The following is a 24,923-nucleotide window of genomic DNA, read 5'->3' as shown; positions in this document are numbered from 1 at the left end:
TGTCTCAGTCCCAGTGTGGCCGACCACCCTCTCAGGCCGGCTACCCGTCGTCGCCTTGGTGAGCCGTTACCTCACCAACTAGCTGATGGGACGCGAGCCCATCCTTGAGCGGCTTCCCGCCCTTTCCTCCATCAGGATGCCCTAATAGAGTATATCAGGTATTAGCCCCGGTTTCCCAGGGTTATCCCTGTCTCAAGGGTAGGTTGCTCACGCGTTACTCACCCGTCCGCCGCTAAACCTGCCAAAACATAACGCCTTGACAGGCCCGCTCGACTTGCATGTGTTAGGCACGCCGCCAGCGTTCGTCCTGAGCCAGGATCAAACTCTCCAGCTAATCCTTAAAAACTTACCTCTTCTCCCTAGCCTCGCTGTCCACTTTTCAAGGTCCCTCAAGAAAGCTTTTTTATCTTATCACAAATTTAAGATTTTGTCAACATAACAAAAAAAGTTAATTAGATCGTTTAAGAGCGTGCTTATAATATACCACATTTCAAAAAACATCTCAACCTCAAAAAAACAGAGTTAAGTTTCAATAACAATTATTTAACCTAAAGTATTTCTTTATTACATCCTTATGCTCATTTTTATTCCTTTTATCTCCGTAAACCTTATCTTAATAAAGGAGGCACGAAGCCTCCTTTACTTATTGTTTTTTGTTTGTAAGGACATTTTGTTGATTTTGCTGTGTAGCCTGCTGTGTAGGTTGAGATTGCTGATTTAATTTATTGTTGGAATTAAGATAATTTAACCTGTTAGTGAGCATTGTAACATGCCTTTGCATGTCCTGCTGCATCTGCTGGAACATTTGTTTTGCAGCAGGGTCTTCTGTAGCACTAGCAAACTGTGCATAAGTGCCAAGTGCTGCTTGCGCTGAAGCAATTGCTTTTTCTATATCGCTTTTTACAGTCATATCCAATCCTCCTTTTGTCTTTTTTCAAAACTTATTATTTCAAAAACAAGGAGGATTTAAACTGTTTATTTCTGTGTCAACTTCAAACAATATACTGTAAGATTATCAGAAGTATTATGCCTGGTATTCCTAAAAAACCTGCTATAAGCGCAGTTACAGGATTTATAGCTATAAATATGCCAAATGATTTTCCTGCTATGTTTATGAAAAAGAGTATTATACCACCTATAATCCCATTTAATATAATTCTAATTAAAATTTTACGAGGAACTACTAAGAGCCATCCCAAAAGGTAAAGCAAAAACAGCCCAACCAAATACGCAATTATTATATTGTACTCAATGCTTATGTTCATATAAAAACCCCCTAAGAGTTTACTGTTATATTTATACTTAGGGGGAGGACAAATTATGATAGGAGAGAAGAAAAATTATCAAAACTTACTCCTTCTTCTTTTGCTTTTTTTAGCAAGTATATGTACTTTCTCTTGAGGCTTTCTAACCGATATATAGCATAATCAACCAAATCAGGGTCTGTAACGTTATGGAAATAAATTTCAGCATCTCTCAACTCTTTTATTGTGCGCTTCACTTCATCCACCAATTGCATCCCATCTGAATTATACTCATAAATATTTTTGGTAGCAGCCATCTCTTTTAAGTAATCAAAAAGTATGCCCATATAATCCCTCCTCAACCGTATTATTTCCTAAAATACGGTTGAGTATACCTTTAAAAAACCACTTTTTTCAAAATTTCCAGAGACTCTCCATTCAACTTTCCATTTTTAACTTCTTTTTCAATAATTCTTATAGCCTCCTTGGTGCTCATTCCCTTTCTATAGGGTCTGTCCTCCGTCAAAGCTTGAAATATATCGCATACAGCAATATGCTTATCAATATCCCCCATTTCATATCCTCTCAACCCTTCAGGATATCCACTTCCATCGAGTTTCTCGTGGTGATTTGCTGCCCATTCGGCTATTTCATCTATTCCACCGATTTCTTTTAAAATTATCTTCGTGTAATAAACGTGAGATTTCATCACCATAAATTCTTCTTCTGTAAGCTTGCCTGGTTTGTCAAGTATAGAATTAGGTACAGCTAGTTTCCCTAAATCATGCAAAAGCCCCGCAACTCTTATCTTCCTAGAAGTTTCTTCATCATAGCCTAATACTTTAGCCATTTGATAGGCCAGGTTTGAAATCCCTCTAGAATGTTCGTATGTAAAACGGCTTCTGGTATCTATAATATCTGCAAAAGCTTCTGCTATATTCTCCAATTCGTCGATTCCAATTGGAATAGTGTCTTTGGGTTCTATTTTATTTAGTATACTTTTTATGTCAAAAAACTTATAATCAAGCCAGAACTTTTCCTGCTTCATAAGTTCAAGTAATGCCTTTGAAACCAAAGGGTTAAACATTTTCCCTATATTAGTCTCTACACATTCTTTTAAATTTTCCCTTATATTGTATTCTCTCTCTTTGTGAGACAAAGAAGTGTACCTTATGTCGAACTGATCTGATATAAAAACTATCTGAGCTCCTAGTGGGATTTCATCTCCTTTTAACTTAAAATGCCCACTTCCGTCGTAATTCTCATGGTGATACCTTATAATCTCTGAAAAATTCTCACCAAAAGGCAATTTTAAAACAATTTTACTGCCTCTGTCCGCATGTTTCCACCATTCCTCTGTGTAAAAATCTTCATATATATCGCCTTTGCCTATATCGTGTAAAAGAGCAGAGTAATAGACCTTTTTCTTTTCTTCCTCATCAAATCCAAGCATTTCTGAAATCCTGAGAGAAACATATGCAACTCTTCTTGCATGTCCCATGTTTTTATACTCTTGTACGTCAAGAGCCAACGAAAAAGCTGACAATAGATTATTGTAACTCAAATTCACATTTTATTCCTCCTAGCTAATAATTATTTTCATTTGATAATATTATACACTACTTTTTTAAAGCTGTATATACAATTTTCGACATTATTCTAAAAATTAATAAAAGTGCCCCTACTAGGCTCTGCCTAATAGGAGCTTCCCCATCACACCTCTCTTCTTCCCTCTAGAGCTTTTGACAAAGTCACAACATCTGTATACTCCAAATCTCCTCCCACAGGAATGCCATGAGCAATCCTTGTAACCTTTACTCCAAAGGGTTTCAGCAGTTTAGCTATATACATTGCTGTAGCTTCTCCTTCTATATCTGGATTTGTGGCAAGTATGACTTCTTTTACACTGCCATCCCTTACTCTTTCCAAAAGCTCTTTTATTCTTATGTCCTCTGGGCCCACTCCCTCTATGGGCGAAATTACTCCATGTAAAACATGGTATACTCCTTTGTATTCTTTTACCTTTTCCATTGCTACTACATCCATTGGATGAGATACAACACATATGGTGGAATGGTCTCTATTTTCATCACTGCATATGTCACACACTTCTTTATCAGCTATGTTAAAACAAATTTTGCAATATCTCAATTTCTCTTTCGCTTCTATAATAGCCTGAGAAAGACTTCTTACTTCGTCTAAAGGCATATTTATTATGAAAAATGCTAATCTCTGGGCCGTTTTGGGTCCTATCCCAGGCAATTTAGAAAGTTCCTCTATAAGCTTTGCCACAGAAGTAGAATAGTAACTCATCTTTCCACCTCAAAACAAACCTGGAATATTAAATCCTCCTGTTATTTTAGCCATTTCAGAAGCAATCATTTCTTCTGCATTTCTCAAAGCCTGGTTCACAGCTGCTAACACCAGGTCCTCTAAAGTCTCTACATCGTCTTTATCTACCACTTCGGGGTTTATATTTATGCTTACAAGTTCTTTCCTCCCGTTTGCTACCGCTTTTACCATTCCTCCCCCTGAAGTACCCTCCACTGTCTTCTGCATTAACTCTTCCTGCAACTTTTTTATTTCTTCTTGCATCTGTTGTGCCTGTTTGATCATATTGTTAATATTAAATCCTCCTGGAAATCCACCTTTTGCCATTTCATTACCTCCCAATTCTTTTACTCTATTTTAGAATATGTGCTTTTTGCCTCTTTTGCACTATATTATTTCTATGTCAATTCCATCCCCAAAAAATTCCTTTACCTGCTTAATTAAAAGGTCCTCTTCGCTTTTTTTTAGAGCAAACTCTATTGGAATTCTTTTTTTCACCACTTTTTCTACTACTGCTTCAATAAAGTCTTTATTCTCTGGCCTACCAAGCTGTTCCACCAAAAGAGCGTCTTCTTCGGAATACTCCACAACAATTTTGCCATCCTTTAAATGGGGAACACCCTTCTCTAGGAAAGTATAGAGCATCATCCTTTCCTTTTTGAGAATTCCCTTTACTTCAAGCCAAACTCTTCCTAAATCAATTTCCTCCCTTTCTTCTTTTGCCTCTTTTGCAGCATTAACCTTTTTTTCTAGCTCATCTTTTTCATGGGTTTTCGGACTCTCTTCTTTTGTTGCCACATACCCTTTATTTATTTTTTCCTCTAGCTCTTCTATTCTAGCTATCAAGCTTCCCATATCGTAAGAAATTTCCGGCCTAATAAGTCTTAAAATCGTCAATTCAAGCAATGTAACAGGTGAAACAGCATATCTTATCTCTCTCTGCAAAGCAGTAAACTTCTCCAAAGCATTTGTCAAAAATCCTATGCTGTATTTCTGCGACTTTGCTTTTATGGTCTCTTGATCTCCGTACAAAATCTCTATTAGCTCATCTCCCCCAGTTTTGTATATAACCATATCTCTTAGCATATAAGTAAAGGACCTTAGAAAATTTCCTAAATCTATTCCATAGGACAATATTTTATCCAGTTGCTGTAAAGAAGCCACCGCATCCTTCTCGTAAATATGATCTAAAAGTGAAAAAAGCATTTCTTCATTCGCAACTCCCAATATTTCACAAACATCTTCATAGGTTATCAATCCTTCTTTGTAGGAAGCACATTGCTCTAAAAGACTTATCGCATCTCTCATTGAACCATTTCCATAAAGAGCGATAGCCTTTATCCCATTTTCTTCAATCTGTATACCGCTATCTCTGCAAATCCTCTCTAGATTCTGTGCAATCTGCTTTGTCGGTATCTTTTTAAAATCGAACCTCTGGCAACGCGAGAGGATAGTGTCAGGCAGTTTCTCAGGTTCAGTGGTAGCAAGAATGAAAATCACATGGCGAGGAGGCTCTTCAAGTGTTTTTAAAAGGGCGTTAAAAGCTCCTGTAGAAAGCATATGCACTTCATCTATTATATATACTTTGTACTTTGTCAAAGAAGGAGAGTAGATTACAGACTCTCTAAGTTCTCTCACGTCATTCACGCTGTTATTAGATGCAGCATCTATTTCCAAGACATCCATAGTAGTACCAGTGTTTATCGCCTGACACACCTCACAGGAATTGCAGGGCTCACCGTCTTTTGGATTTAAACAGTTTACCGCCTTTGCAAAAATTTTTGCTACACTAGTTTTCCCTGTCCCCCTTGTGCCTGTAAAAAGATATGCATGCCCTATCCTTCCCATTTTTATTTGATTCCTCAGAGTCCTCACAATGTGGTCCTGCCCCACAACTTCACTGAAACTTTTTGGCCTGTATTTCCTGTACAAAGACTGATACATACTCTAACACCCCGTTATATTAAATTGTAGCAAAAAAATTTAGACTTCGCTACACTTTTTCAAAATAAAACTCGGTCTCTTCTCAAAGACCGAGCTTTTAAGAGGCAGATTCTAAAACTTGATTTTTTATTTCTTCTAATCTGTGCCTTTCATTCATGTATATAGAAATGAACACATCCACCACTTCAGGGTGAAATTGAGTTCCTTTATTTCTCAAAACCTCATTGACAGCCTCTTCAATGCTCATACCCTTTCTGTAAGACCTGTCTGAAGTCATTGCATCGAAGGCATCAGCAACCCCCAAAATCGCGGCTTCAATAGGTATCTCTTCCCCCTTCAATCCATAAGGGTAACCTTTTCCGTCATACCTTTCATGATGCTTTGCAATAGCCTCAAGTATCTCTTTAGGCAAATCTATTGGTGCTAATATTTTTCTCGCTATCTCTGGGTGCAATTTCATAGCTTCATATTCCTGTTGAGTCAACTTTCCTTTCTTTAGAAGAATGGAATCCCTTATCCCTATCTTCCCTATATCGTGTAAAATCCCTGCAATTCTCAATTGCTCCACTTTCTCTCTGGAAAATCCCATATATTCTCCTATTAAAGCCGCATACTGAGATACCCTCATGGAATGCCCTTTTGTGTGAATATCCTTTGCCTCTATAGCATAAGCCAATGCTTCTATAGTCTTTATATAGACCTTCTTTATCTCTTCGTAAAGCTTGGAATTTTCCATTGCCAAAGAAATCGCACTGGCAACTGACCTCAATAAACTCATATTCTTCACTGTATTAGTAGAAGCCCATACAGTCAAAATCCCTTTCGTTTCACCACCAAAAACTAGTGGAACAACTACCACCGAATACACATCTTTGGCTCTAAAAATGGGCGTCACCTTTTCACTGTGAGGAAATTCATCCACATCTTTTATTTTGATCTCTTTTGAAGTCACCAGCTCTTCAATATCTTTTTCAGAAAGCCTTATTTCCTCAGAGACTGGATAATCTTTTAATTCTCCACCCTTCGCTAATAGTAAGAATTTCCCTGAAGAAGGATGATATTCCCTTACAGCGCAGAGAGGAGAATTGAGTAATCCGGCAACTTTTTCTACAATAGCTTTTAACACCTCTTTCATATCGCTGCCAGATGTAATTAATCTACCCACATCGCTTATAGCCAGGATTTCGTTGTTTTTCTCTTCAATCTGCTTTTTTATGTAGTAAGTCTCTGTAATATCTCTCGAAATACCCTGAAGTCCTATAACTTCCTCATCAACTTTTAATCTCTTAACATGGGTTTCTGTCAACAGCAAAAGCCCATCTTTAGTCCTAAAACTTACCTCTGCAAATCTCACTTTGCCTTCCATCATGTTTTTTAAAGTTTCTTTTGCCTCTTCATCTACAATTTCAAGGAGACTTTTCCCAACTAACTCTTGAGGTGTATAGTTTAGATACCTAACTACTCTTGAATTCACAAACTCAATTATAAAGTTCTTATCGGTCACCCATAAAATATCCCTTATATTTTCCACCAAAAGGCGGTACTTCCTCTCTGAAAGCTCCAGTTCCCGCGTTAAAGCCTCCAGCTGTTCATAAGAAGCCTCCAGTTCCGCATTGAATTCCTGCAATTCTTCATTCTGCCTTATTAAATTATCTGTCTGCTCCTTTAACCTTTCATAAGCATAGGACAGCTGTTGAGCCATAAAATTAAAACTTTTTGAAAGTTCCTCAAATTCCTGAGAAGATTTTACATCCAATCGATAGCCAAAGTCTCCCTGGCTTATCCTCTTTACCCCTTCTTCTAATTTTTCAATAGGTTCTGACAATTTTTTTGACAAAAAACTTGACAACCCCATTGAGATCAATAAAATTAAACTGCCAATAAAAATCCTTTTTTCAAAGCCCGACAAAAAATGCACAAGAGATAGAAAGTACACAAAAAATGAAACCCCAAATAGAACAACAAAAAGCTTTTTTCTGTACTCTCTTCTAAACATATTCTCCTCCATCTCTTTTCTTATGTGAAAATGCATCCCTTTATTTATTTCGGTAAAAAAAACTTGATCTTAAGCCAATTTGAGATGGAGAAGAAAAAATATTATAAGAATATTATAAGGAAAATTTTTACAGTAAATGGGCATAAATATAGGGGCCGTACACCCAGCTTCGACCTGTCCCCATAAGCGTTACGCAAGCAGTTAGCTCCACTCAAGCACCCCTGCGGCACACGGAGGTGTTTGCTTACCGCTGCTTCCTTCCGGACCTGACGGGGTTCGCAAATCTCCGTTGCGCAGGACTCAAGTATCAACGCCACTTACTTGCGCCAGGCCTTACAGAAATCAGGCCTCAGCCTGGGAATTCGACCCTGCTATAGCGGGTTGCAGGCTACAGGGCACCGCTACCTCCCCATCTAGTACGGCCCCAATTATTTTCTTAAATGTAAATGGCGGAGAGAGAGGGATTCGAACCCTCGGTACCCCTTTTTAGGGGTACACACGATTTCCAGTTAGGCATTTTTTGGATATTCTAAATCTTTCTCCACCTTTTTCCTTTTTCGACACGACCACTTACTATTTTCTTTTCCTTAGTGAGTGCATTTTAAGTATACCATAGAAAAAACGTATTGGCAATAGGTAATTGGATAAAAATAATTATACAAAATGGTGATTTCGTATAATTGCGTGCTTTAAAGTGTAAAAGTAAAGGAGGTGACTTTAACTCACCACCTTAAAGTCCTCTCTCCTCTAGGGAGAAATAGGCGTCTGTATTTGCCCTAGAGACGGTTTTTATTCGCATAGACATATAAAAATATGCCTTCTATCATAAAAAAACGATTCTACGGCTTTTTAAGGCATCTGGGGTCCTTATTGCTTTCGCTATTTTCCCTACCTTATCACAAAGGCAGTTTTTCCTCTAGGGAAGAAACATTGCAAAACTTGAGGTTCAGACTTAGCATTTCTTAGCATTCAAAGTAATAGGGTACGCACAATCTGTGCCCCTTTTCTTCATTGTCGTACCACCATGACTTAAGTAATACTGAAGTCGTCCTTAACTCCTCTTATAAGCTTCTTCAAACTTTTTTAATGCTTTTCTGTGTATCCTATGTAGTTGAGAATAGCTGTAATTCATTTCACGGCTTATTTCTTCCCATGTCCTATTTTCTTTGTACCGCAAAAGTATAATTTGCTTTTCTACACCCTGTAGGCATTCAATAGCCTCTTCTATTTTCTTTTGCTTCTCAAGGCTTTCCTGTATTTTTGTCTCATAGAGGTTTTGTAGTTCCTCTATCTTTTTCAATAAGCCTTGTTGCTTGTATTTTTTAGCGTCTGCTTCTAACTGTGATAGCATTTTCTTATAACTCTTGATATTCTGCAAAAGCCAATAATAATCATTTAACAACTCCATTACCATCCCCACCTCTGCATAACAAAAAAGGTACTCTCATTTTGAGTACCCTGCCTGTTGCAGTCTTAATAACCTATCCGCCAACTCATTCAACTCATCCAATACGGATTCCTTATACACTTCCCTGCTGTGAGTATCTGGTTCGAATAGTGCCTTATTTTCTTTCTCTTTAGCAAGTCTCTCGATTATTTCCTCTGGTTCATCTTCTCCAATATTGCCTACAAACACATCTCCCATTCCTGCCATCTTTAAAAACTCCAATGCTGTTTTTACATCGCCCTGTTTAATTGCATTTTCAACAGTCTCTAATGCTTTCGGTATCAAGCTTCTCATTTTGTCTATACTTGCACCCCATACCTCTTTCCGCCTCTTGTTAAGTTCAGCCTGAAAGTAAGGGTCATATAATCTCCAACTTGTTACCGTTACTCTGTTTACTCCTACCTTATCGGCTACTTCTTGGTCTGTCATGCCCATAACTAATAGGTCGATGGCGTTTAGCTGTTCAATTGTAAGCCCTTGTTGTCTTTTGTAATTCTTCGCCACTCTAACCACCTCGCCACTTATTTTATACCTAAACACAAACGGTAAGCAAGTTTATACAAAGAAATGTATTTCGTACGATTGGTGTTAATGTAAAATATGCCAAAAACCCAATAAAGCCTGATTTATAGCCTACTGCAGGATTTTAAAAGGTTGCATTTGTTGGACATTTTTTAACATTTCAGAAAAACAATTTTTCCTCTAGAGAGGAAACATTAAAGGACCATAACTCAATATCAAGCTTATGCTTTCTGTCGATTGCTTCTCTTAGCCGCTTTAAAGCGTTGTAGTATATCCACTCCTCGTCTGACTTTGCCTTGTTTCTGATTTTTTCCCATTCCTTCGCCGTTTTTGTCATTGCCTTTTCAATAGGGTCCAGCCTGCGGGGAGGTTGTGGTGTAAGACCTAATATGTCCAGTTCCATTCTATCGCCTCCTGTTAAAATAAACCTCTAGGAAGAAAACACACACCTCTCTTTTAAGGCTGTCTCTTTCTCATGTGGGGGTATTTTCTCCTTCCCCTAGTGGCATATTTGTATAGGGGGTATATCAAGAATTCCGACCTATAGGGAGGAATTCTCTTTTAAATTTTATATTTTAAATTTTAAGAGAGAAAAACTCAGTATTCATGCGGGTTTGCGGTCTCGAAAAAGAGGTAATTCCTACAGTTTTACGGGGGTAATTCCTACAGTTTTCGGGGGGTAATTCCTACAGTTTTAGCTAGGTAATTCCTACATATTAATTTTTTCCAATTTTGATATACCCCCCATGGGTATATGGGGTTAAAGCAGTTTTATCCTTAAATTGTTATTTCCATCAATGTTGTAATCAATTATACCTTTCTTTTTCATGCTGTCCAATGCTTTCAACACTTCTTTTTCGCCGTCTTCTCCCTTTTCCATTGCCACATCCTCTCTACAAAAAGCGGTAAAGTTTCTGATGTGTTCCTGCCCTTTGGCACATCGGGCAGTCAAATAATCGTAAATCCTTGTTTCTAGAGGGCTTTTTAGGACTTTTTTAAGCGTTTCGATTTCGCCTCTAGCTACATATCCATTATCTAAGTTGTCGCATAAAACCTGTGGTAGTTGTACATGTATTTTCTTCACATGCCCTCTTCCTTTTTTTGTTTCAGGTTGACGATAACCAAAACCGCTTAACAGGTTGAAATATGTTTTTTCTCTTATGTTTCCCTTCTCGGTTTTCTTGAGGTACTTTTCGATTAAAATGTGGGTGTCCATTAGTTTTAGGAGAGAATTCTCAATTCTTTCCCGTTCTACTGTCTTATTGAAATTTAGCCCCGTTTTTTGCATAATATAGTTGACAGGTATTTCAAAATGGTTTTCCTTAATTCCTTTTTCCTGCCTATAGGTGATAATGGTTCTGTAAACCATGCTGTCAAATGGGGTGAGTTTATTACTCGAAACTACAATTACTTCTCCGCCGTCTGCTGTTTTATACTGCCATCTTAGAGGTGTAAATGTTGTTCCATCTTCTCTTTTCACCTCCTTGTCGCTTAATATTTCAGGTAGCACATGGCGTAAAGGGAAGATAGGATTAATAACTAAATTAGCGTCCACTAAATAACTCATCTTCAATCCCTCCTTCTTTTTCTTCAAAATGGCTAAATAAGGGGTAAAACACAAGTTCCTTCTTTTCTCCTACCTGCCCATAGCGATTTTTCACACATTCTAAGTAGACATGTTTGTACACTCCCTTCAAACCATCCTCTCCGATGAGGTCTTTTGTGTTTCCATCTTTCTTCGTTGTCATCACAAAAGCCCCTGCTGTGTCGTATTCGATAGTTCCGCTTTCTTTAAAAGCTGACATCTCGCCTTCACTGTTATAGCTTTGTCTGTTTATACTTGAAACAAGCAAAGTGGGTATCTCGTATCTGTTTTTTATCTCATTCAATTCATTTAGGACCATATCAATACGCTGTTTATCCGTCTGAAATTTCCCGTTAGGCTGTACCTTTTGAAGATAATCGACAATCAGGATACTGTTGGGTACCATCTCAACTGCCTTTCTAACCTCATTCAAAGAGGTGGTAAAGACAATGTGTATCCTTTCGCCTACTTCGTTAATATAATTTTTAATGATTTCATTAAAGGCAGTAAGCTTGTCTTTATCGGCAATATGACCTTTTAAAAGTTCAGTCTGAATAAGCACATCTTTTTTTTCAAAAAAGCCCTTCTGTAAGCGTGTTAGTGTAAATTCTCTTGCAAATAGTTTTGTTTGTATTTCATACTCCGACATTTCAACAGAGACGTATATGACATTATAACCCGCTTTTGCTAGTGAATCAGTCATTTGAATGCACAAGCTACTCTTCCCAGTCCCTGGCATTGCACCAATGGTGTAGAACATGCCTTTTCTTAAACCGCCTTCTAAAACATCATCTATAGCTTTTATGCCTGTAGGGATAGGCTTATATTTCCCCGCCCTAAAGGTATTTTGGTAGTTTAGCGTCAATGCTTTAAGAGAATAAGGCTTCCTCGCAATTGTAACGTATAAGTCCAAAACTTTCTTAAATCCATCCTTATTCTTGACAAGCCACTCACTTGGGTCTTTAACTTCGGCAGGATAGAGACTGCTGTCAAATAAAGTCACCTTTTTCCCTTTCCCCTTCAGTTTGTTGTATAACTCTAAAGCTTGTTTTTGCCCTGTTTCGTCATTATCAAGCATGATGATGTAGTGGTCGCAATGCAAATTCTCCAACAAAACGTTATGGTTTTGACTGCCCAGCAAAGCTATTGCAGGTAAGCCGATAACTTCCTCTACTGCTAAGGCGTCAAATATCCCTTCTGTTACAAAGACAACATCCTGCTTTACAGCTATGTTAAACGGTACCAATTTCACTCCTTTGGGATTGTAATAGCGTCTCTCTCCTTCAATAAACCTCTTCACATAACCTACAATTTCACCCCTATAGGAAAGAGGAATAATGACACCTTCCCCATCAAAACCGATATGATACTTTTTGATTAATGCTTCGCTAATGCCTCGCTTTGATAGGTAATCGGTTTTGTCGATATTCTTATGTACTTCCTCCACAAATTTTGAAAAATCCTCTTTGTGTTCTTCTGTTTCCTTCCCTATAGGAAGAGGTTCATCAATTCCTGCCATTTCCATCACCTTTTTCACTGCTTCGTCAAATGTGCAGTTTTCTATCCTCTGGACAAAGTCGAAAACATCTCCACTAACTCCACATCCAAAGCACTTGTAAATCCCTCTTTTAGGTGATACACTAAAAGAGGGATTAGTATCAGGATGGAAGGGACAAAGCCCTTTGTAGCTTGTCCCCTCCCGTTTTAACTCGACATAATGAGAAATGATATTCGCTATATCGACCTTCTTCTTGAGGGTTGCAATATCCATAACCATCCTCCTCACTAGGGGATTTTAGAGATTAATAACTAATTGTTCTCCTTGCTGTTCCTCATTAGCTTTCTCCCAGTATTTCATGGGGAGATAAAACTGATATGAAGATTTTCCAAAAGTTTCCCTAATTGCTTTGGTGTAAAAGGTGTTAAAAGACACACTATACTCTTTCTTGCCGTCCTCTATGAGGACGATTTTTTTACATCCTCTTTTTTTCAAATCTTCCACCACACTCGCCTCGATTCCGTATGAGTCTAAAATCCGCAACTTTTGACTTGACTTCACCCTCTTGCAGAAGGTATCTTCTATCAATTCTCCCGTAAGTACCTTTTTACCTGTAATCGGATTTTGAATAATGTATTTCATCCTACCACCTCCAAAAGAGTTTTCAAAACTAATGTGTGGGAGATATAAATGTACCCCCAAAGTTTTATCTCCAAAAATTCGATTTTTGTAAATTATTCCAACCATGTACGCCAGTATTTAAGCGATATACAAGGCTGGAATATAACACCAAATCAAAAGGAAGGCATGTATACGTTTATTTTTCGTTAGGGTCATCCTGTGTTTTCCCAAAGCGAAATGGATATAGAGGACAGCTTTTGATTGGGCATAATTCCACCTCCTTTGGTTGATTATTACTACATTGTAAACACTTCTTCCTAATGGCTTGAAGTGGTGTTAATTTCATCACATTCGCCCCCTTTGGAAAGTGAATTAGAGAAAGAGATGATACATTGTGCCCTGCTACCTCCTCACTGGCAAAACAATGTAATCTTCTTCTAATAACTTGGGTGTGCCATCATCTTCGAACAAGTCGGAAACCTCTACTTCGAAAACCTCTGCCAGCCGCCTCATAAGTTTAGGATAAGCCTTCCGAAAACCCTTTTCTACTTGGGAAATAATAGACCCGCTGATGTGCAATCTTTCGGCTACCTCTCTTTGAGTCCACCCCTTCTGCTTCCTTAAAGCTTCTAATTTAGTCATAAGCAATAACCTCCTCCCATTGCTTTTTCCTAACTTATATGGTACAATAGGAATTACAGATATTCAAATGATTTTGCGTAACCTATGCGTAACCTCAAAAAAAGAGGTGTAAGAGATGGAACATGTATATGCTTGGATTTTACTTCCTCCTATAGGCGATGGTTTAGAATTGGTTATGGGTAAAAGCTTGGGAACAAAAGATGATAATTTAGATAATTTTCCCGAATTAAAAGATTTACTACATTCAAAACCACAAAATATAAGAGAAAAAATCTTGAATCGTTGGAATAAAAAAGGTCTTTACACATCATTTAAATTAGCTTATGAGAAAAGTCTTAGGCAATATAACCCTTTAATCATCGAACCTCAATTGTATAAAAAATTTGCAGAAGTTGATTATAATAATACCGAAAGTATATTAGAATTCGCCAATAAATATGGTGATTTATGCCCGAATTTTTTCGTATCCTCGAATATCGTAAGGGAAGGAACATATATTGAAGATTGGCGTAAACATATTAAGCAAATTCAAAACCTTGTTTTTATTGCAGAAGCTTTAGATGTACAAAACCCCGATGATGTAGATTATGTTAAACTTGAAAAAACAATTAAGCCTCTTGGTGACGGCAAATATATGTTGAACCTTATAAGTTCTAAACTTTACATAACCGTTAATCCCGTATTTATTACCGATAAAGACACTGAATTATTCGATGTAGCAAAATATTTTGTGATAAAACAAATCAATGAAGTACTAGTAGAGAATTCATTTGTGAAAATATTATTTGTCACTGACACCAAAGAATATAAGCAGTACCTTTATTTGAAGAATCTTTTAGCTGTTTTATACTATGAGTTATATCTCGATGTTTTTAAGCAAAGACCTGTTAAAGAATGTGAATTCTGCCATTCGTTATTTGTACCACAAAAAAAAGGACAAAAATTTTGTCCCGAAAGTATCAAAAAATACGATGAGAAAACCAGTAAATGGGTAGATATCCCAACTGGTAAACACTGTAGACAATACGCACATAAAACAGAAAAGAGAGTAGTAGAATTGTATCAAAAGGGTTACACTGTAGAAGAAATACATAAACAACTCACTGAAAAACAAAAAGCTTACGCCACTCTTGAAAAAATACAAGAGATAATAAAAAAACAGAGTAGCAGTTAGCTACCCTGTTTTTGCCTATAGGAAGAGGGATTGCAAAATTGCAGTCCCTTTTTATTTCTGTGACACTTGGTGTCACATCAACACCTCATAAGGATGTCCTTTTAGAGGACTCCCTTTGAAAATTAGCCATAAACCCTCTCTACAATGCCTATCAATGCCAGTAGGAAGGAATCCTTACTCAATCCCCAAAACACCTCTAGTGGCGTTATTTCATAGTTGTTGTAAAGATTAAATGCCAATGCAATTAGTTTTCTATCTTCACTTGTCCATTCACCATCATTTAAACACTCTGGTTTTATTGTGTGGTTTTCAAAGTCATAAATCTTGTCAATGTTTTGATAGAGACTGTCTTTCCCTGACAGAATATAAAACAAAGCAATCCTCTCTTTGTCCTCTATATGTGTTTTATCCCTCTCTAAGAGGTCAGATAACCGTTTTAAATGGTCTTCCTCAATTTCAAGCTTTACATATACCTCAGAAGGCATAAATCTTCTCTCCTTTCAACTTTAATCAATTTGGTTAATATTCTTCTTTTGCTTTGTACGAATTTCGTACGAAACTCTTCTTTTAACTTTCCTCAAATTGAGGATATTTGTGAACACAACGTTCACAAATCCATGTTATTCAAAGGATTAAACTTATCATTCTGTTCCTTTAGGGCACTGCCGAATAAGTTCACATACTTGTTTGTCACTTCAATAGTGCTGTGTCCTAGAATTCTTTGAAGGGAAAAAACATCTCCACCGCTTAAAATCCACTGCTTCGCAAATGTGTGTCTGAAAGTGTGTGGTGACAGTCTTACATCTCTGAAGTTCATAATTTTTTTAAGCCTCTGGAAAAAGGTCTTCACTGAATTTTCGTTCATTCTTTTCCCTGTCTGTGTAGGAATAACAAAGCTGTCTTCCGTCACATTCCCCAGTTTCTTTTCCACATAGAATCTCCATTCCATCAATTCTTTCTTCAAATTGTCCGTTAGAGGTATAGTCCTCTGTCTCCTGCCTTTACCTATCACCGTCATTTTTGCATTGACAAAATCAATATCTTTCCATCTGAGATTGCACATCTCCCCCAGCCGTATTCCTGTACCTAAAAGAATTAGAATCATGATGTATCCCCTATAGGCGTAAAAATTATCTCCCCTCTGTCTTTGTTTGCGATAATACCTCAACATCTGGCGTATGTGGTAATCTGTGAAGGTTTCAATTTTGGTGTCTGTTTTCTGGACAGGTACAGTTACAGGATTCTCACTTATTACTCTTTCCTTCACAAAGTAGTTGAAAAATGCTTTGAGGTTGCGTATTTCATGATTGACGGTTTCGGCATTGTTCTTTAATTCTTTCTTCCTATAGGAGAGATAGGCTTTGATGTGATATGGTCTGACGTCTTCGATATTAAGTATTTGGTGTTCTGATACGATGTAGTCATGGAAAGCCTTTAAACTTCTTTCATAGCCCTTTACTGTTATCTCTGTTAGGTTTTTAAACTTTCTGTCCTCAAGGAATTCCTCAATTGCAAATTTAAGTAACAAAAAAGCCACCCCCTCTTTTTGCCATTCATCGGGGTGGTTGTGTCGACACGATTCTTTGTAGGTTATTCAATTTTTTTCACTCAGTCGTATTTTTGCGGTTTCTGTAAGAGTTTATTTGCTGTAACCTACGATTTTTTCGCTTTGAAAATCGATAAAAATGGCGGAGAGAGAGGGATTCGAACCCTCGGTACCCCTTTTAAAGGGTACACACGATTTCCAGTCGTGCACCTTCGACCACTCGGTCATCTCTCCGCGGTCTTCTAAGTGGCGGAGAGAGAGGGATTTGAACCCTCGAGGCGAAAAATTCGCCCACTCGCTTTCGAGGCGAGCGCTTTCGACCACTCAGCCATCTCTCCGCACTTACTCTCTTAAATTTTCAAAAAACTTTTTGAGAAGTTCCTTCGCTTCTTCTTCCATTATCCCAAAGTAAACTTCAGTGCTAGTCCCTAACTCTTTGTTATTCAAGATATTTATAACCGAACCAGCTGCCCCTTCTTTTGGGCTCTCTGTCCCTATATAGACTCTTTTTATTCGAGCTTCAACAATAGCACCTGCACACATGGGACAGGGTTCCAGCGTCACATACAAGCTACAATCTTCAAGCCTCCAACTCCCCAACCTTCTGCAGGCTTCTCTTATGGCAATTATTTCTGCATGAGCTGTGGCATCCTTTGACGATTCTTTTTGGTTATGTCCTCTCGCTATTATTTCCCCATCTTTCACTATGACAGCTCCAACAGGAACTTCGCCTAATTCGTAGCTTTTCTTCGCTTCTTTCAAGGCTTCTTCCATAAATTTATTTGCCATTGCTTTTCACTCTCTGCATGAATGTATTTTATCAGAGAATCTCTCTCATGTCAAGTGAACACAATCATTAATTTATGGAATTAAATTCCAAAATATTCATTTCATATGAGAAATTATAAATATTTCTATCCATTGTCTCTACTTCGCCCACTTGATTATCACAAGGGTCACTTCTCCAATGAGTCTTAGATGGAATAAAATCCTTCATAAAATCGCTATTAGCAACCATTCTAAACCCGTCCAAATTTCCAAAGTAGAAATTGCGAAGTTCTTCATTTTCCCTGTAACGTCCTCCAAAGGAGAGGTCTGCAGGCAACCAGCCGTAAGGTGGTACAAAAAACAGCGCCCAATCATGTGGAGATGTGAAGAAAGGACTTATGTACCACCCAGACTGCCATCTTGCAGGCACCCCTACAATCCTGCAGAGTGTTATAAATGAAAGCGCCTGAAAGCCACAATCCCCTTTCAAATTAGAAGCAACAAACTGAGATATATTATCATAAACGGCGTAAGGTTTAACGTAAGAATAATTTACATTTAAAGTAATCCAATCGTATATCTTTTTGGCTTTATAATATGGATTTTTCTCATCTCCCACAATTTCGTAGGCAAGCTTTTTAAGATAAGGAGTAAAAACTATGTGAGGAGGCTGTTCTTCTAGAAAAACACTGCCTTTTGCTTCTGTGATTTTTTCAGGTTCCACTCTGTTTACCCACTCTGTTATGGTATATTCAAATTCCACAAAATACTCCTCCGAGCTTTTCCCTTCGAAGTAAATCGTCCTCTGAGGAGCTTCACTGGGAGCAAGAGTATATTTTTCGTGGCTCTTTGATATAAGCTTTACATCTTTTTGCTGTAATTCTTCTTTAGGAAAAGGAAGCCAGACTCTTACTTTATCTTTTACATCTTCTTCTATTTTTAAACTTATTCGCGCTTTAACTCTATATTCCTTTGCTTTATCTCCTTTTATTAGGCTATTCAGCCTCTCATTGAGCAATTTTCTGTCTTTTTCTACGCTTTCAGACCTTGCTATCCTTTCTTTATACTCAGGAAGAGCATATCCTATATTGTAAGCATACCTTCTCTCATATTTTCTCTCTCCATTGACAACAATGTAATCAACAATTCCCTCCTCCAAAAGTTTATAAAACTCTTCCTCAGTAAAACTTTTAATAACCTCTTTACCTTTTTTAATTGCCTCTTCCTCCGTGTAAGGATAACTTGACAGAAGAACCTTTATCCTGTCTTTTTCAAAAATAAGCCTTTTCTTAAGCCATGAGGGTATATCCTTTTTGAGCCATCTGTCAATAAGCTTCAAAGCCTTATCGTAATTTCCTAAGTTCTCTTCTCTTGCAATTTCTTCCGGAAGACTGACATTCATAAATTCCATCTGACATCTCCCCCTCTTAGATTTTTAAAAGAAATGGATAATGTTTCTTCAAATATTCACCTATTTTATGAGCCATTATCTTATGCCCCTCTTCATTTGGATGAATACCGTCCTCACAAAGAAAATTTCTAAAATCTGGATAATACAAAAATGCGCTCCTTACATCTATCACAAGAGTTTTTGTTTCCTCAGCAATTACCCTTATCGCCGAATTATATCGCTCCTGCCACCAGTATATCTTTGTCACACTCCCCAGCCATCTAAGGATATTTTCCTCCACCTCCTTACTTGCCTTGCTAATCCATTTCAAATACCTATCCGCATCCAAAGGAGGTAATGTCATCAACACAGGAACAACCTCAAATTCTTTTAAAAATTCAATTATCTCTTTTAATTTTTGTATAAAAAGGTGGTAATCCGTTTTTGGGAAATGCTCCATCTCAGGATTTTTCGCTACCTGTTCCCAGTCAAAGTCACAGTCATTTCCCCCAAATTCTAAAACTACCACATCGGGTTTTTCCCTCACAAATTCTTTTTTTATCATTTCAATTCCCTTTAAAATAGTTGCTCCAAATCTAGATATATTCTTTATCGTCCCTTTTATACGCCCTTTCACAAGATTGACATAATTTCTTTCCGTTATTACGTATTTATTTTTCTCTCTGTCCAACACAACCCCCCTAGAAATTGAATCTCCTGCCAGCAAGATCGAATAGCTTTCCTTTGGCATTTCTACCACTCCAAGGAATGAAATCTCACTATCATTATACCATTTTTAGAGTGGGTTTCAAAAGTTTTTGAATTTATTTCTAAAAAGTATTAAACTAAATACTAGAGCATTTTCACAGAAGGAGTTGGGGAAGATGACAAAGGAGCAATTGAAAAAAATAATAGATAAAATTGATGGAAAAGGGTATAAAGCTTATAAAGAAATAGAAGGAGAATACGAGTTTGAAAAATTTACACTTTACATAGATTATGTCCAACCAGACCCTTTTGCTCCACCTTCAAGGATTAGAGTCCGGGTCCCCCTGAGTATATCAGGCTTTGAAAAAGAACTCTTCAGCAACTCTTCTAGGCAGGTAGCGCTGGAAGATTTTTTAACAAGGTCAGTAGCCCAGGTGATAGAAAAGCTGCCTTCAATAAAAGGAACGGGTCATAGCGGTAATATATACATAGATAAAGGAGGACAGGAGATATTAAAAAGAAGCGCAATGGTAGTAACAGAAAATTACATAGAAGCAAGGATGAATGTTGGCCTTCCTGCTTTTGGAAGAAAAATAAATGGAAGAGGAGCTTTGACACAACTTTTAGACTTCATACCTCAAATTGTGGAAAAAGGCCTTTTAAAGAAAAATTTAAATGTAGATAAAATATGGCTTTGGGTCACTACTGTAGAAGACCAAGACTATCTAAGAAATCTTCTTAAAGAATTGGAACTTGTGGCTTTTGTCGCTGACGGGTCAATACTTCCAAGGGAAAGCGGCGTAAGCGACAAACCTTTGAAGGGTAAAAACGTAGTGCCTTTCAAATCCCCTGAAAGCCTAAGAGTCAAGGTAACTCTCCCAAATAGAGGAGAAATAACTGGAATGGGCATCCCTCAAGGAGTCACTCTTATTGTCGGCGGAGGGTACCACGGAAAATCTACTCTTCTTAAAGCCTTAGAAAGAGGGGTCTACAATCACATTCCGGGGGATGGAAGGGAATTTGTAATAACTGTAGAAGACGCCGTAAAAATAAGGGCAGAAGATGGAAGACGGATAGAAAAAGTGGATATAAGCGCTTTTATAAAAAACTTGCCTAACGGCGAGGACACCACCTCTTTTTCTACAGAAAATGCTAGCGGCAGTACTTCTCAAGCAGCAAACATAATTGAAGCTATTGAGATAGGTACCAGCCTTCTCCTTCTAGATGAGGATACATCTGCTACAAATTTCATGATAAGGGATGCCAGAATGCAAAAATTAATTGCCAAAGATGAAGAGCCCATTACACCTTTTATAGATAGGGTAAGGCAACTTTATGAGCAGAATGGAATATCTACCATCTTGGTGATGGGCGGCAGTGGAGATTATTTCGATGTAGCAGACTGCGTCATAAAAATGCACAATTACAGGCCTTTTGACGTAACTGAAGAAGCTAAGAAAATTGCACAAGAAATAAAGACAGAAATAAAAATAGAGTCTGAAGACATTCCTATTGCTGTGAAAGATCGAATACCTCTCAAAGAAGGGCTTAGAGCAAAGGGGAAAAAAGTAAAATCCAAAGACAAAGAAACTATACGCCTTGGATATGAAGAAATTGAACTTGATTATGTTGAACAAATTGTAGATAAGAGCCAGACTAATGCTATAGCAGAAATAATACGATACATGGAAAAATACATAGATGAGAGAAAAAGTTTGAAAGAAATTTTAAAGGCGGTATTCAAGGATATAAACGAAAAAGGCCTGGAAATAGTCTCCCCATTTTATGGGAAGCACCCAGGCAATTTAGCTCTACCTCGAATCCAAGAAGTAGCAGCAGCCATCAACAGGTTAAGAAGCTTTAAAGTGAAATGAGGTTTACTACAAACTGCAGATTGTCCAATTTAAATAGAGAAAAATTATCCCAAAAAATACAGCTTCCACAGACTATAAGCTTACTTCCAGAATCAAAACTTTTCTGTGCTATCAATACGGGAGAAGTCCCATTGCTATCTGTAAAGCTGGTACTTCTCCCTTTTAACACTACTTCTACTCTGTCCCTAATTTCTATAGGAGCTGCATAAGGAAAGACTATTTCCTTTACTCCTTCAGAATAAAGGAAAATCTGGTCAGTAGTTATTATGAAAGGGTCTTCTTCCAGATAAAACTCCTTTTCTTTTACGCCTTCCGGAAGTATGTATATTCCGTAATCTTTCGTAACCCCATTGCAAATTTCTGAAACTTCATCTTTATTTCTAAAGTGGGAAGCAAAGATTATTTTCTTCTTCCCACTTTCTAGGGCTTTTTTTATAATCATCTTCTCTTTCTCATCAAAAGGGTCTTCTGGATAGTTAAATATCACCACATCGTATTGAAACAATTTCTCAAAATCTCCTACTTCTTCTACTACTATCCCTCTTTTTAAAAGTTCTCTGTGAAGGCCTGAAAAGTAATACCCGTCTGAGAGCAAAAACTCACTGTGGGTCGCACTCCATGCCACCTTCATCGCAAATTCACCCAGGCCCTATTTTTAATTAAAATTCAGCTCTCCCCTATTATACTCACTCAATTTAATTTTGTCTAGCATAAAAAGTTAATTCGCTTTTTTGAAAAATTTGACCACTTCCATTACTAAAAGAGGTAAAATTGCCATTGCAATAATTATATCCCAATCATAAACATTAATATTTTTAAGTCCAAATACTGCGTTTAAAGGAGTTACAATTAGAATAACCTGTAACAAAATCGCCACTATCAAAGCAAAAATCATGTATTTGTTTGTAAACAATCCTATCTTAAAAATGGACTTGTCTGACCTTACATTTAAAGCTTGAGCAAGCTGCGATAAAGTCAGCACCGCAAAAGCCATAGTCCTTGCAGTTTCTATATTTTGTTTAAGTCCTATTACAAAAGCAATTAATGTAACCAATCCAATTAACATACCTTCAAAAAGTATTCTATAAGCTAACCCTCCTGCAAAAATACTTTCTCCTTTTGGTCTGGGCTTCTTCTCCATTATATCTCTTTCCGGCGGTTCAAATCCAAGAGCAAGTGCCGGAAGACTATCAGTTATGAGATTCACCCACAGTATATGAACAGGCTTTAAAGGCATTGGCATTCCTAATATTGTAGCAATAAACAGTGTGACTATTTCACCAAAATTACAGCTTAATAAATAGTGAATAGCTTTCTTTATATTTGCAAATATAGTTCTACCCTCTTCTACTGCTGCAACGATTGTTGCAAAATTGTCATCTGTTAAAACCATATCTGCTGCTTCTTTTGCAACATCAGTACCAGTTATACCCATTGCGACTCCAATATCTGCTTGTTTGAGGGCAGGTGCGTCATTCACACCATCACCTGTCATTGCCACAACAGCACCTCTTTTTTGCCACGCTTTTACAATTCTCATTTTGTGCTCAGGAGATACCCTTGCAAAAACAGATATTCTTTTTATCCTTTCTGCCAACTCGTCATCAGAAATTCTGTCAAGGTCTTCACCTGTTACTGCTTCATCATTATCCTCAAGAATTCCAAGCTCTCTTGCTATCGCAGAAGCCGTTATCTTATGGTCACCTGTTATCATAACAGGTTTTATTCCTGCTTTTTTGCATATCTCAACTGAATGTTTGGCTTCCCTTCGCGGTGGATCTATCATACCTATAAGCCCTATAAATATCAAATCTTTTTCCATTTCATCGCTACTCAAATTTTCAGGTATTTCTTTTATATCTTTATACGCAACTGCAATAACTCTTAAGGCCTCTCCTCCCATTTCTTCGTTGATAGAACTTAGCTTATTCTTTTCTATTTCATCAAAGGGTAAAATCTTATTTTCTTTCAAAATATATTTACACCTTTTTATGATATTATCAGGCGCTCCCTTGGTAATTAATCTAAAGCCTTCTTTATCCACCATATGTATTGTTGACATCATTTTTCTATCTGAATCAAAAGGTATTTCTGCAACTCTTGGAAATTCTTTTTCTATATCGGCTTTTTTTAAGCCTACCAAATCATTTAGCGCAGCAACAATCGCAACTTCCGTAGGATCGCCAATCCCTTTTCCTTCCTCATCTATAAAAGCATCAGTACATAATGCAGCATTCTTTAAAAGGAAATAATCTTCTTGTTTTACTTCATCTTTTTGGGCATTCACTTTTCTATCATTAACATAAAGCTTCACAACAGTCATCTTATTCTGTGTAAGGGTTCCTGTTTTGTCAGAACAAATAACACTTGTACTGCCAAGCGTTTCTACAGCCGGAAGTTTTCTTATTATCGCATTTTTCTTGCTCATCTTCTGCACACCAAGAGCAAGGGTAATAGTTATAATGGCAGGAAGCCCCTCAGGAATCGCAGCAACAGCAAGACTAACAGCCGTCATAAACATGTCAAATATTGGCCTTTTTTGAAGCACTCCTACTCCAAACATTATTCCACTTATAAGGAGGGCAGCTGTCCCCAAATATTTACCCAGTTCTTCAAGCTTTAATTGAAGAGGTGTTTTAACGTCCCTTTCATTTTCTATTAAGCTGGCTACTTTTCCCATTTCGGTATCCATGCCCGTAACAGTTACAATAAATTTTCCTCTACCGTAAGTAACAGTAGTTCCCATGTAAACTAAATTAAATCTATCACCCAAAGGTATATCCTCTTTTTCTATTACTGTATCAACTTTTTCAACAGGTACTGACTCACCAGTCAATACTGATTCATCTACTTTAAGATTTTTAGCCTCTACCAATCTCCCATCTGCAGGTATGATATTCCCTGCCTCTATTAACACTACATCTCCTACTACAAGAGATGATGCTTCAACTTCCATTACTTTTCCATCTCTTATTACTTTTGCAAGAGGCTGAGACAATTTCTTAAGAGCTTCAAGCGATTTCTCAGCTTTATTTTCCTGAACCGTTCCCAACAACGCATTTAAAATTACAATAGCTAATATTATACTCGCATCCGTTGTCTCTCCGAGAAAGAAAGATATAATAGAAGCAACTATAAGGATCAGGACCATATAATCTTTAAACTGTTCCATAAATAAAGAGAATATGGATTTTCTTTCCTTTTCTCTCAAAATGTTCTTGCCGTGTTTTAACAATCTCTCATTGACTTGCTCTTGCGTCAACCCATACACATCATCAGTTTCTAATTCTTTTTTTATTTCTTCTATTGGCATATTCCAATACTTCTTCATTAGCACCCCTGGTTACCCAAACTGTGCAAGACTGTGCAGTTTGGGCAGCTGGGGTATTTGTAGTCCGCCCTTCAGACTTTCCCAGCCCCAGCAGGCGGTATTTGGGAAAGCCATAGCCCCTGCCCCAAGAAGCAGGAACTCGCGCCCTTACGGGTCTCCCCACTTGCCCTGAATTAACAGCTTTTTTAGGGCAGAGAAGTCTCTTGGTACCTTCTCAGGAGAGAGTGGAGTCACCACCGCTACCTTGAGAACTCGCCAGAAATCATAGGCACTAAAACTTGTTCCATCCAGAGGTTCTAGCA

24 protein-coding genes, 3 tRNA genes, 1 rRNA gene, 1 other RNA gene and 1 pseudogene are annotated in these 24,923 nt (G+C 37.6%); 2 read left to right on the top strand and 28 right to left on the bottom strand.

Annotated elements, in window-relative coordinates:
• The 18 genes from EV203_RS11505 to EV203_RS11425 form a co-directional block, all read right to left on the bottom strand.
• Positions 1 to 334 (bottom strand): 16S ribosomal RNA (locus tag EV203_RS11505); the annotation flags it as partial.
• A gap of 309 nt (positions 335 to 643) precedes the next feature.
• Positions 644 to 910, bottom strand: a complete 267-nt coding sequence (locus EV203_RS11500) for a DUF1657 domain-containing protein (protein ID WP_022588079.1) — start codon at positions 908 to 910, stop codon at positions 644 to 646.
• A gap of 82 nt (positions 911 to 992) precedes the next feature.
• Positions 993 to 1,265, bottom strand: a complete 273-nt coding sequence (locus EV203_RS11495; protein ID WP_022588080.1) for a pro-sigmaK processing inhibitor BofA family protein — start codon at positions 1,263 to 1,265, stop codon at positions 993 to 995.
• A 53-nt stretch (positions 1,266 to 1,318) separates the two neighbouring features.
• The gene (locus EV203_RS11490; protein WP_132040737.1) at positions 1,319 to 1,591 is read right to left on the bottom strand and encodes a DUF2508 family protein; all 273 of its coding nucleotides are present in this window, start codon (positions 1,589 to 1,591) and stop codon (positions 1,319 to 1,321) included.
• A gap of 50 nt (positions 1,592 to 1,641) precedes the next feature.
• On the bottom strand, positions 1,642 to 2,814 hold the full coding sequence (locus tag EV203_RS11485; protein WP_022588082.1) for an HD domain-containing phosphohydrolase: 1,173 nt from the start codon (positions 2,812 to 2,814) through the stop codon (positions 1,642 to 1,644).
• Between the two features lie 143 nt (positions 2,815 to 2,957).
• A complete protein-coding gene (recR, locus tag EV203_RS11480) occupies positions 2,958 to 3,557 on the bottom strand; it encodes a recombination mediator RecR (protein ID WP_009609901.1) in 600 nt (199 codons plus the stop codon).
• Between the two features lie 9 nt (positions 3,558 to 3,566).
• Complete coding sequence (locus tag EV203_RS11475) at positions 3,567 to 3,902, bottom strand: YbaB/EbfC family nucleoid-associated protein (RefSeq protein ID WP_022588083.1); 336 nt, start codon at positions 3,900 to 3,902, stop codon at positions 3,567 to 3,569.
• Positions 3,903 to 3,962: 60 nt separating this feature from the next.
• Positions 3,963 to 5,519: a DNA polymerase III subunit gamma/tau gene (gene dnaX, locus EV203_RS11470; RefSeq protein ID WP_132040736.1), complete on the bottom strand. Its 1,557-nt coding sequence runs from the start codon at positions 5,517 to 5,519 to the stop codon at positions 3,963 to 3,965.
• Positions 5,520 to 5,616: 97 nt separating this feature from the next.
• Positions 5,617 to 7,515 (bottom strand): HD domain-containing phosphohydrolase, encoded by a 1,899-nt coding sequence (locus EV203_RS11465; protein WP_132040738.1) that lies wholly within the window; start codon positions 7,513 to 7,515, stop codon positions 5,617 to 5,619.
• Positions 7,516 to 7,670: 155 nt separating this feature from the next.
• Positions 7,671 to 7,937: signal recognition particle sRNA large type (gene ffs / locus EV203_RS11460), an RNA gene on the bottom strand.
• A 25-nt stretch (positions 7,938 to 7,962) separates the two neighbouring features.
• Positions 7,963 to 8,058, bottom strand: a tRNA-Ser gene (locus EV203_RS13455).
• A 508-nt stretch (positions 8,059 to 8,566) separates the two neighbouring features.
• Positions 8,567 to 8,923: a sigma factor-like helix-turn-helix DNA-binding protein gene (locus EV203_RS11455; RefSeq protein WP_165911613.1), complete on the bottom strand. Its 357-nt coding sequence runs from the start codon at positions 8,921 to 8,923 to the stop codon at positions 8,567 to 8,569.
• A gap of 36 nt (positions 8,924 to 8,959) precedes the next feature.
• Positions 8,960 to 9,466, bottom strand: a complete 507-nt coding sequence (locus EV203_RS11450) for a hypothetical protein (RefSeq protein WP_132040734.1) — start codon at positions 9,464 to 9,466, stop codon at positions 8,960 to 8,962.
• Positions 9,467 to 9,644: 178 nt separating this feature from the next.
• The gene (locus tag EV203_RS11445; protein WP_132040732.1) at positions 9,645 to 9,887 is read right to left on the bottom strand and encodes a hypothetical protein; all 243 of its coding nucleotides are present in this window, start codon (positions 9,885 to 9,887) and stop codon (positions 9,645 to 9,647) included.
• A gap of 357 nt (positions 9,888 to 10,244) precedes the next feature.
• Positions 10,245 to 11,051, bottom strand: a complete 807-nt coding sequence (locus tag EV203_RS11440) for a hypothetical protein (protein WP_132040730.1) — start codon at positions 11,049 to 11,051, stop codon at positions 10,245 to 10,247.
• Positions 11,029 to 12,840: a CHC2 zinc finger domain-containing protein gene (locus EV203_RS11435; protein ID WP_165911612.1), complete on the bottom strand. Its 1,812-nt coding sequence runs from the start codon at positions 12,838 to 12,840 to the stop codon at positions 11,029 to 11,031. The genes EV203_RS11440 and EV203_RS11435 overlap by 23 nt, the downstream gene beginning before the upstream one ends.
• Before the next feature lie 24 nt (positions 12,841 to 12,864).
• Entirely contained in the window at positions 12,865 to 13,209 is a 345-nt protein-coding gene (locus tag EV203_RS11430; protein ID WP_132040726.1) for a hypothetical protein, read from the bottom strand.
• A 381-nt stretch (positions 13,210 to 13,590) separates the two neighbouring features.
• Positions 13,591 to 13,830, bottom strand: a complete 240-nt coding sequence (locus EV203_RS11425; RefSeq protein ID WP_132040724.1) for a helix-turn-helix domain-containing protein — start codon at positions 13,828 to 13,830, stop codon at positions 13,591 to 13,593.
• Between the two features lie 115 nt (positions 13,831 to 13,945).
• On the opposite strand from EV203_RS11425, the gene EV203_RS11420 reads away from it, so the two are divergent.
• Positions 13,946 to 15,004, top strand: coding sequence for a hypothetical protein (locus tag EV203_RS11420; protein ID WP_132040722.1), 1,059 nt, complete (start codon positions 13,946 to 13,948; stop codon positions 15,002 to 15,004).
• Between the two features lie 122 nt (positions 15,005 to 15,126).
• Here EV203_RS11420 and EV203_RS11415 read toward each other — a convergent pair whose 3' ends face one another.
• From EV203_RS11415 to EV203_RS11385, 7 genes are all read right to left on the bottom strand, one after another.
• On the bottom strand, positions 15,127 to 15,489 hold the full coding sequence (locus EV203_RS11415) for a DUF6075 family protein (protein WP_132040720.1): 363 nt from the start codon (positions 15,487 to 15,489) through the stop codon (positions 15,127 to 15,129).
• A gap of 122 nt (positions 15,490 to 15,611) precedes the next feature.
• Complete coding sequence (locus EV203_RS11410; RefSeq protein WP_243700690.1) at positions 15,612 to 16,541, bottom strand: tyrosine-type recombinase/integrase; 930 nt, start codon at positions 16,539 to 16,541, stop codon at positions 15,612 to 15,614.
• 149 nt (positions 16,542 to 16,690) lie between these two features.
• Positions 16,691 to 16,784, bottom strand: a tRNA-Ser gene (locus EV203_RS11405).
• A 13-nt stretch (positions 16,785 to 16,797) separates the two neighbouring features.
• Positions 16,798 to 16,888 (bottom strand) — tRNA-Ser (locus tag EV203_RS11400).
• Between the two features lie 4 nt (positions 16,889 to 16,892).
• A complete protein-coding gene (locus EV203_RS11395) occupies positions 16,893 to 17,339 on the bottom strand; it encodes a nucleoside deaminase (RefSeq protein WP_011024563.1) in 447 nt (148 codons plus the stop codon).
• A 67-nt stretch (positions 17,340 to 17,406) separates the two neighbouring features.
• Entirely contained in the window at positions 17,407 to 18,729 is a 1,323-nt protein-coding gene (locus tag EV203_RS11390) for a transglutaminase-like domain-containing protein (protein ID WP_011024562.1), read from the bottom strand.
• 16 nt (positions 18,730 to 18,745) lie between these two features.
• Positions 18,746 to 19,459, bottom strand: a complete 714-nt coding sequence (locus EV203_RS11385; RefSeq protein WP_011024561.1) for an SGNH/GDSL hydrolase family protein — start codon at positions 19,457 to 19,459, stop codon at positions 18,746 to 18,748.
• Between the two features lie 133 nt (positions 19,460 to 19,592).
• Here EV203_RS11385 and EV203_RS11380 point away from each other — a divergent pair, with 133 nt between their 5' ends.
• Positions 19,593 to 21,290: an ABC-ATPase domain-containing protein gene (locus EV203_RS11380; RefSeq protein ID WP_132040716.1), complete on the top strand. Its 1,698-nt coding sequence runs from the start codon at positions 19,593 to 19,595 to the stop codon at positions 21,288 to 21,290.
• Here the strand turns inward: EV203_RS11380 and EV203_RS11375 are convergent.
• The 3 genes and pseudogenes from EV203_RS11375 to EV203_RS11365 all read right to left on the bottom strand — a co-directional run.
• On the bottom strand, positions 21,277 to 21,921 hold the full coding sequence (locus EV203_RS11375) for a hypothetical protein (RefSeq protein ID WP_009609905.1): 645 nt from the start codon (positions 21,919 to 21,921) through the stop codon (positions 21,277 to 21,279). The genes EV203_RS11380 and EV203_RS11375 overlap by 14 nt on opposite strands.
• Positions 21,922 to 22,008: 87 nt before the next feature.
• On the bottom strand, positions 22,009 to 24,621 hold the full coding sequence (locus EV203_RS11370) for a calcium-transporting P-type ATPase, PMR1-type (RefSeq protein ID WP_132040714.1): 2,613 nt from the start codon (positions 24,619 to 24,621) through the stop codon (positions 22,009 to 22,011).
• 147 nt (positions 24,622 to 24,768) lie between these two features.
• Positions 24,769 to 24,923 (bottom strand): annotated as a pseudogene (locus EV203_RS11365) (IS200/IS605 family accessory protein TnpB-related protein); the annotation flags it as partial.

Origin of the sequence: Caldanaerobacter subterraneus (assembly GCF_004345675.1) — a bacterium.
Taxonomy (GTDB): Bacteria; Bacillota; Thermoanaerobacteria; order Thermoanaerobacterales; family Thermoanaerobacteraceae; genus Thermoanaerobacter; species Thermoanaerobacter subterraneus.
The sequence above is the reverse complement of the archived record's forward strand: the minus strand, read 5'-3'. Positions and strand labels throughout refer to the sequence as shown.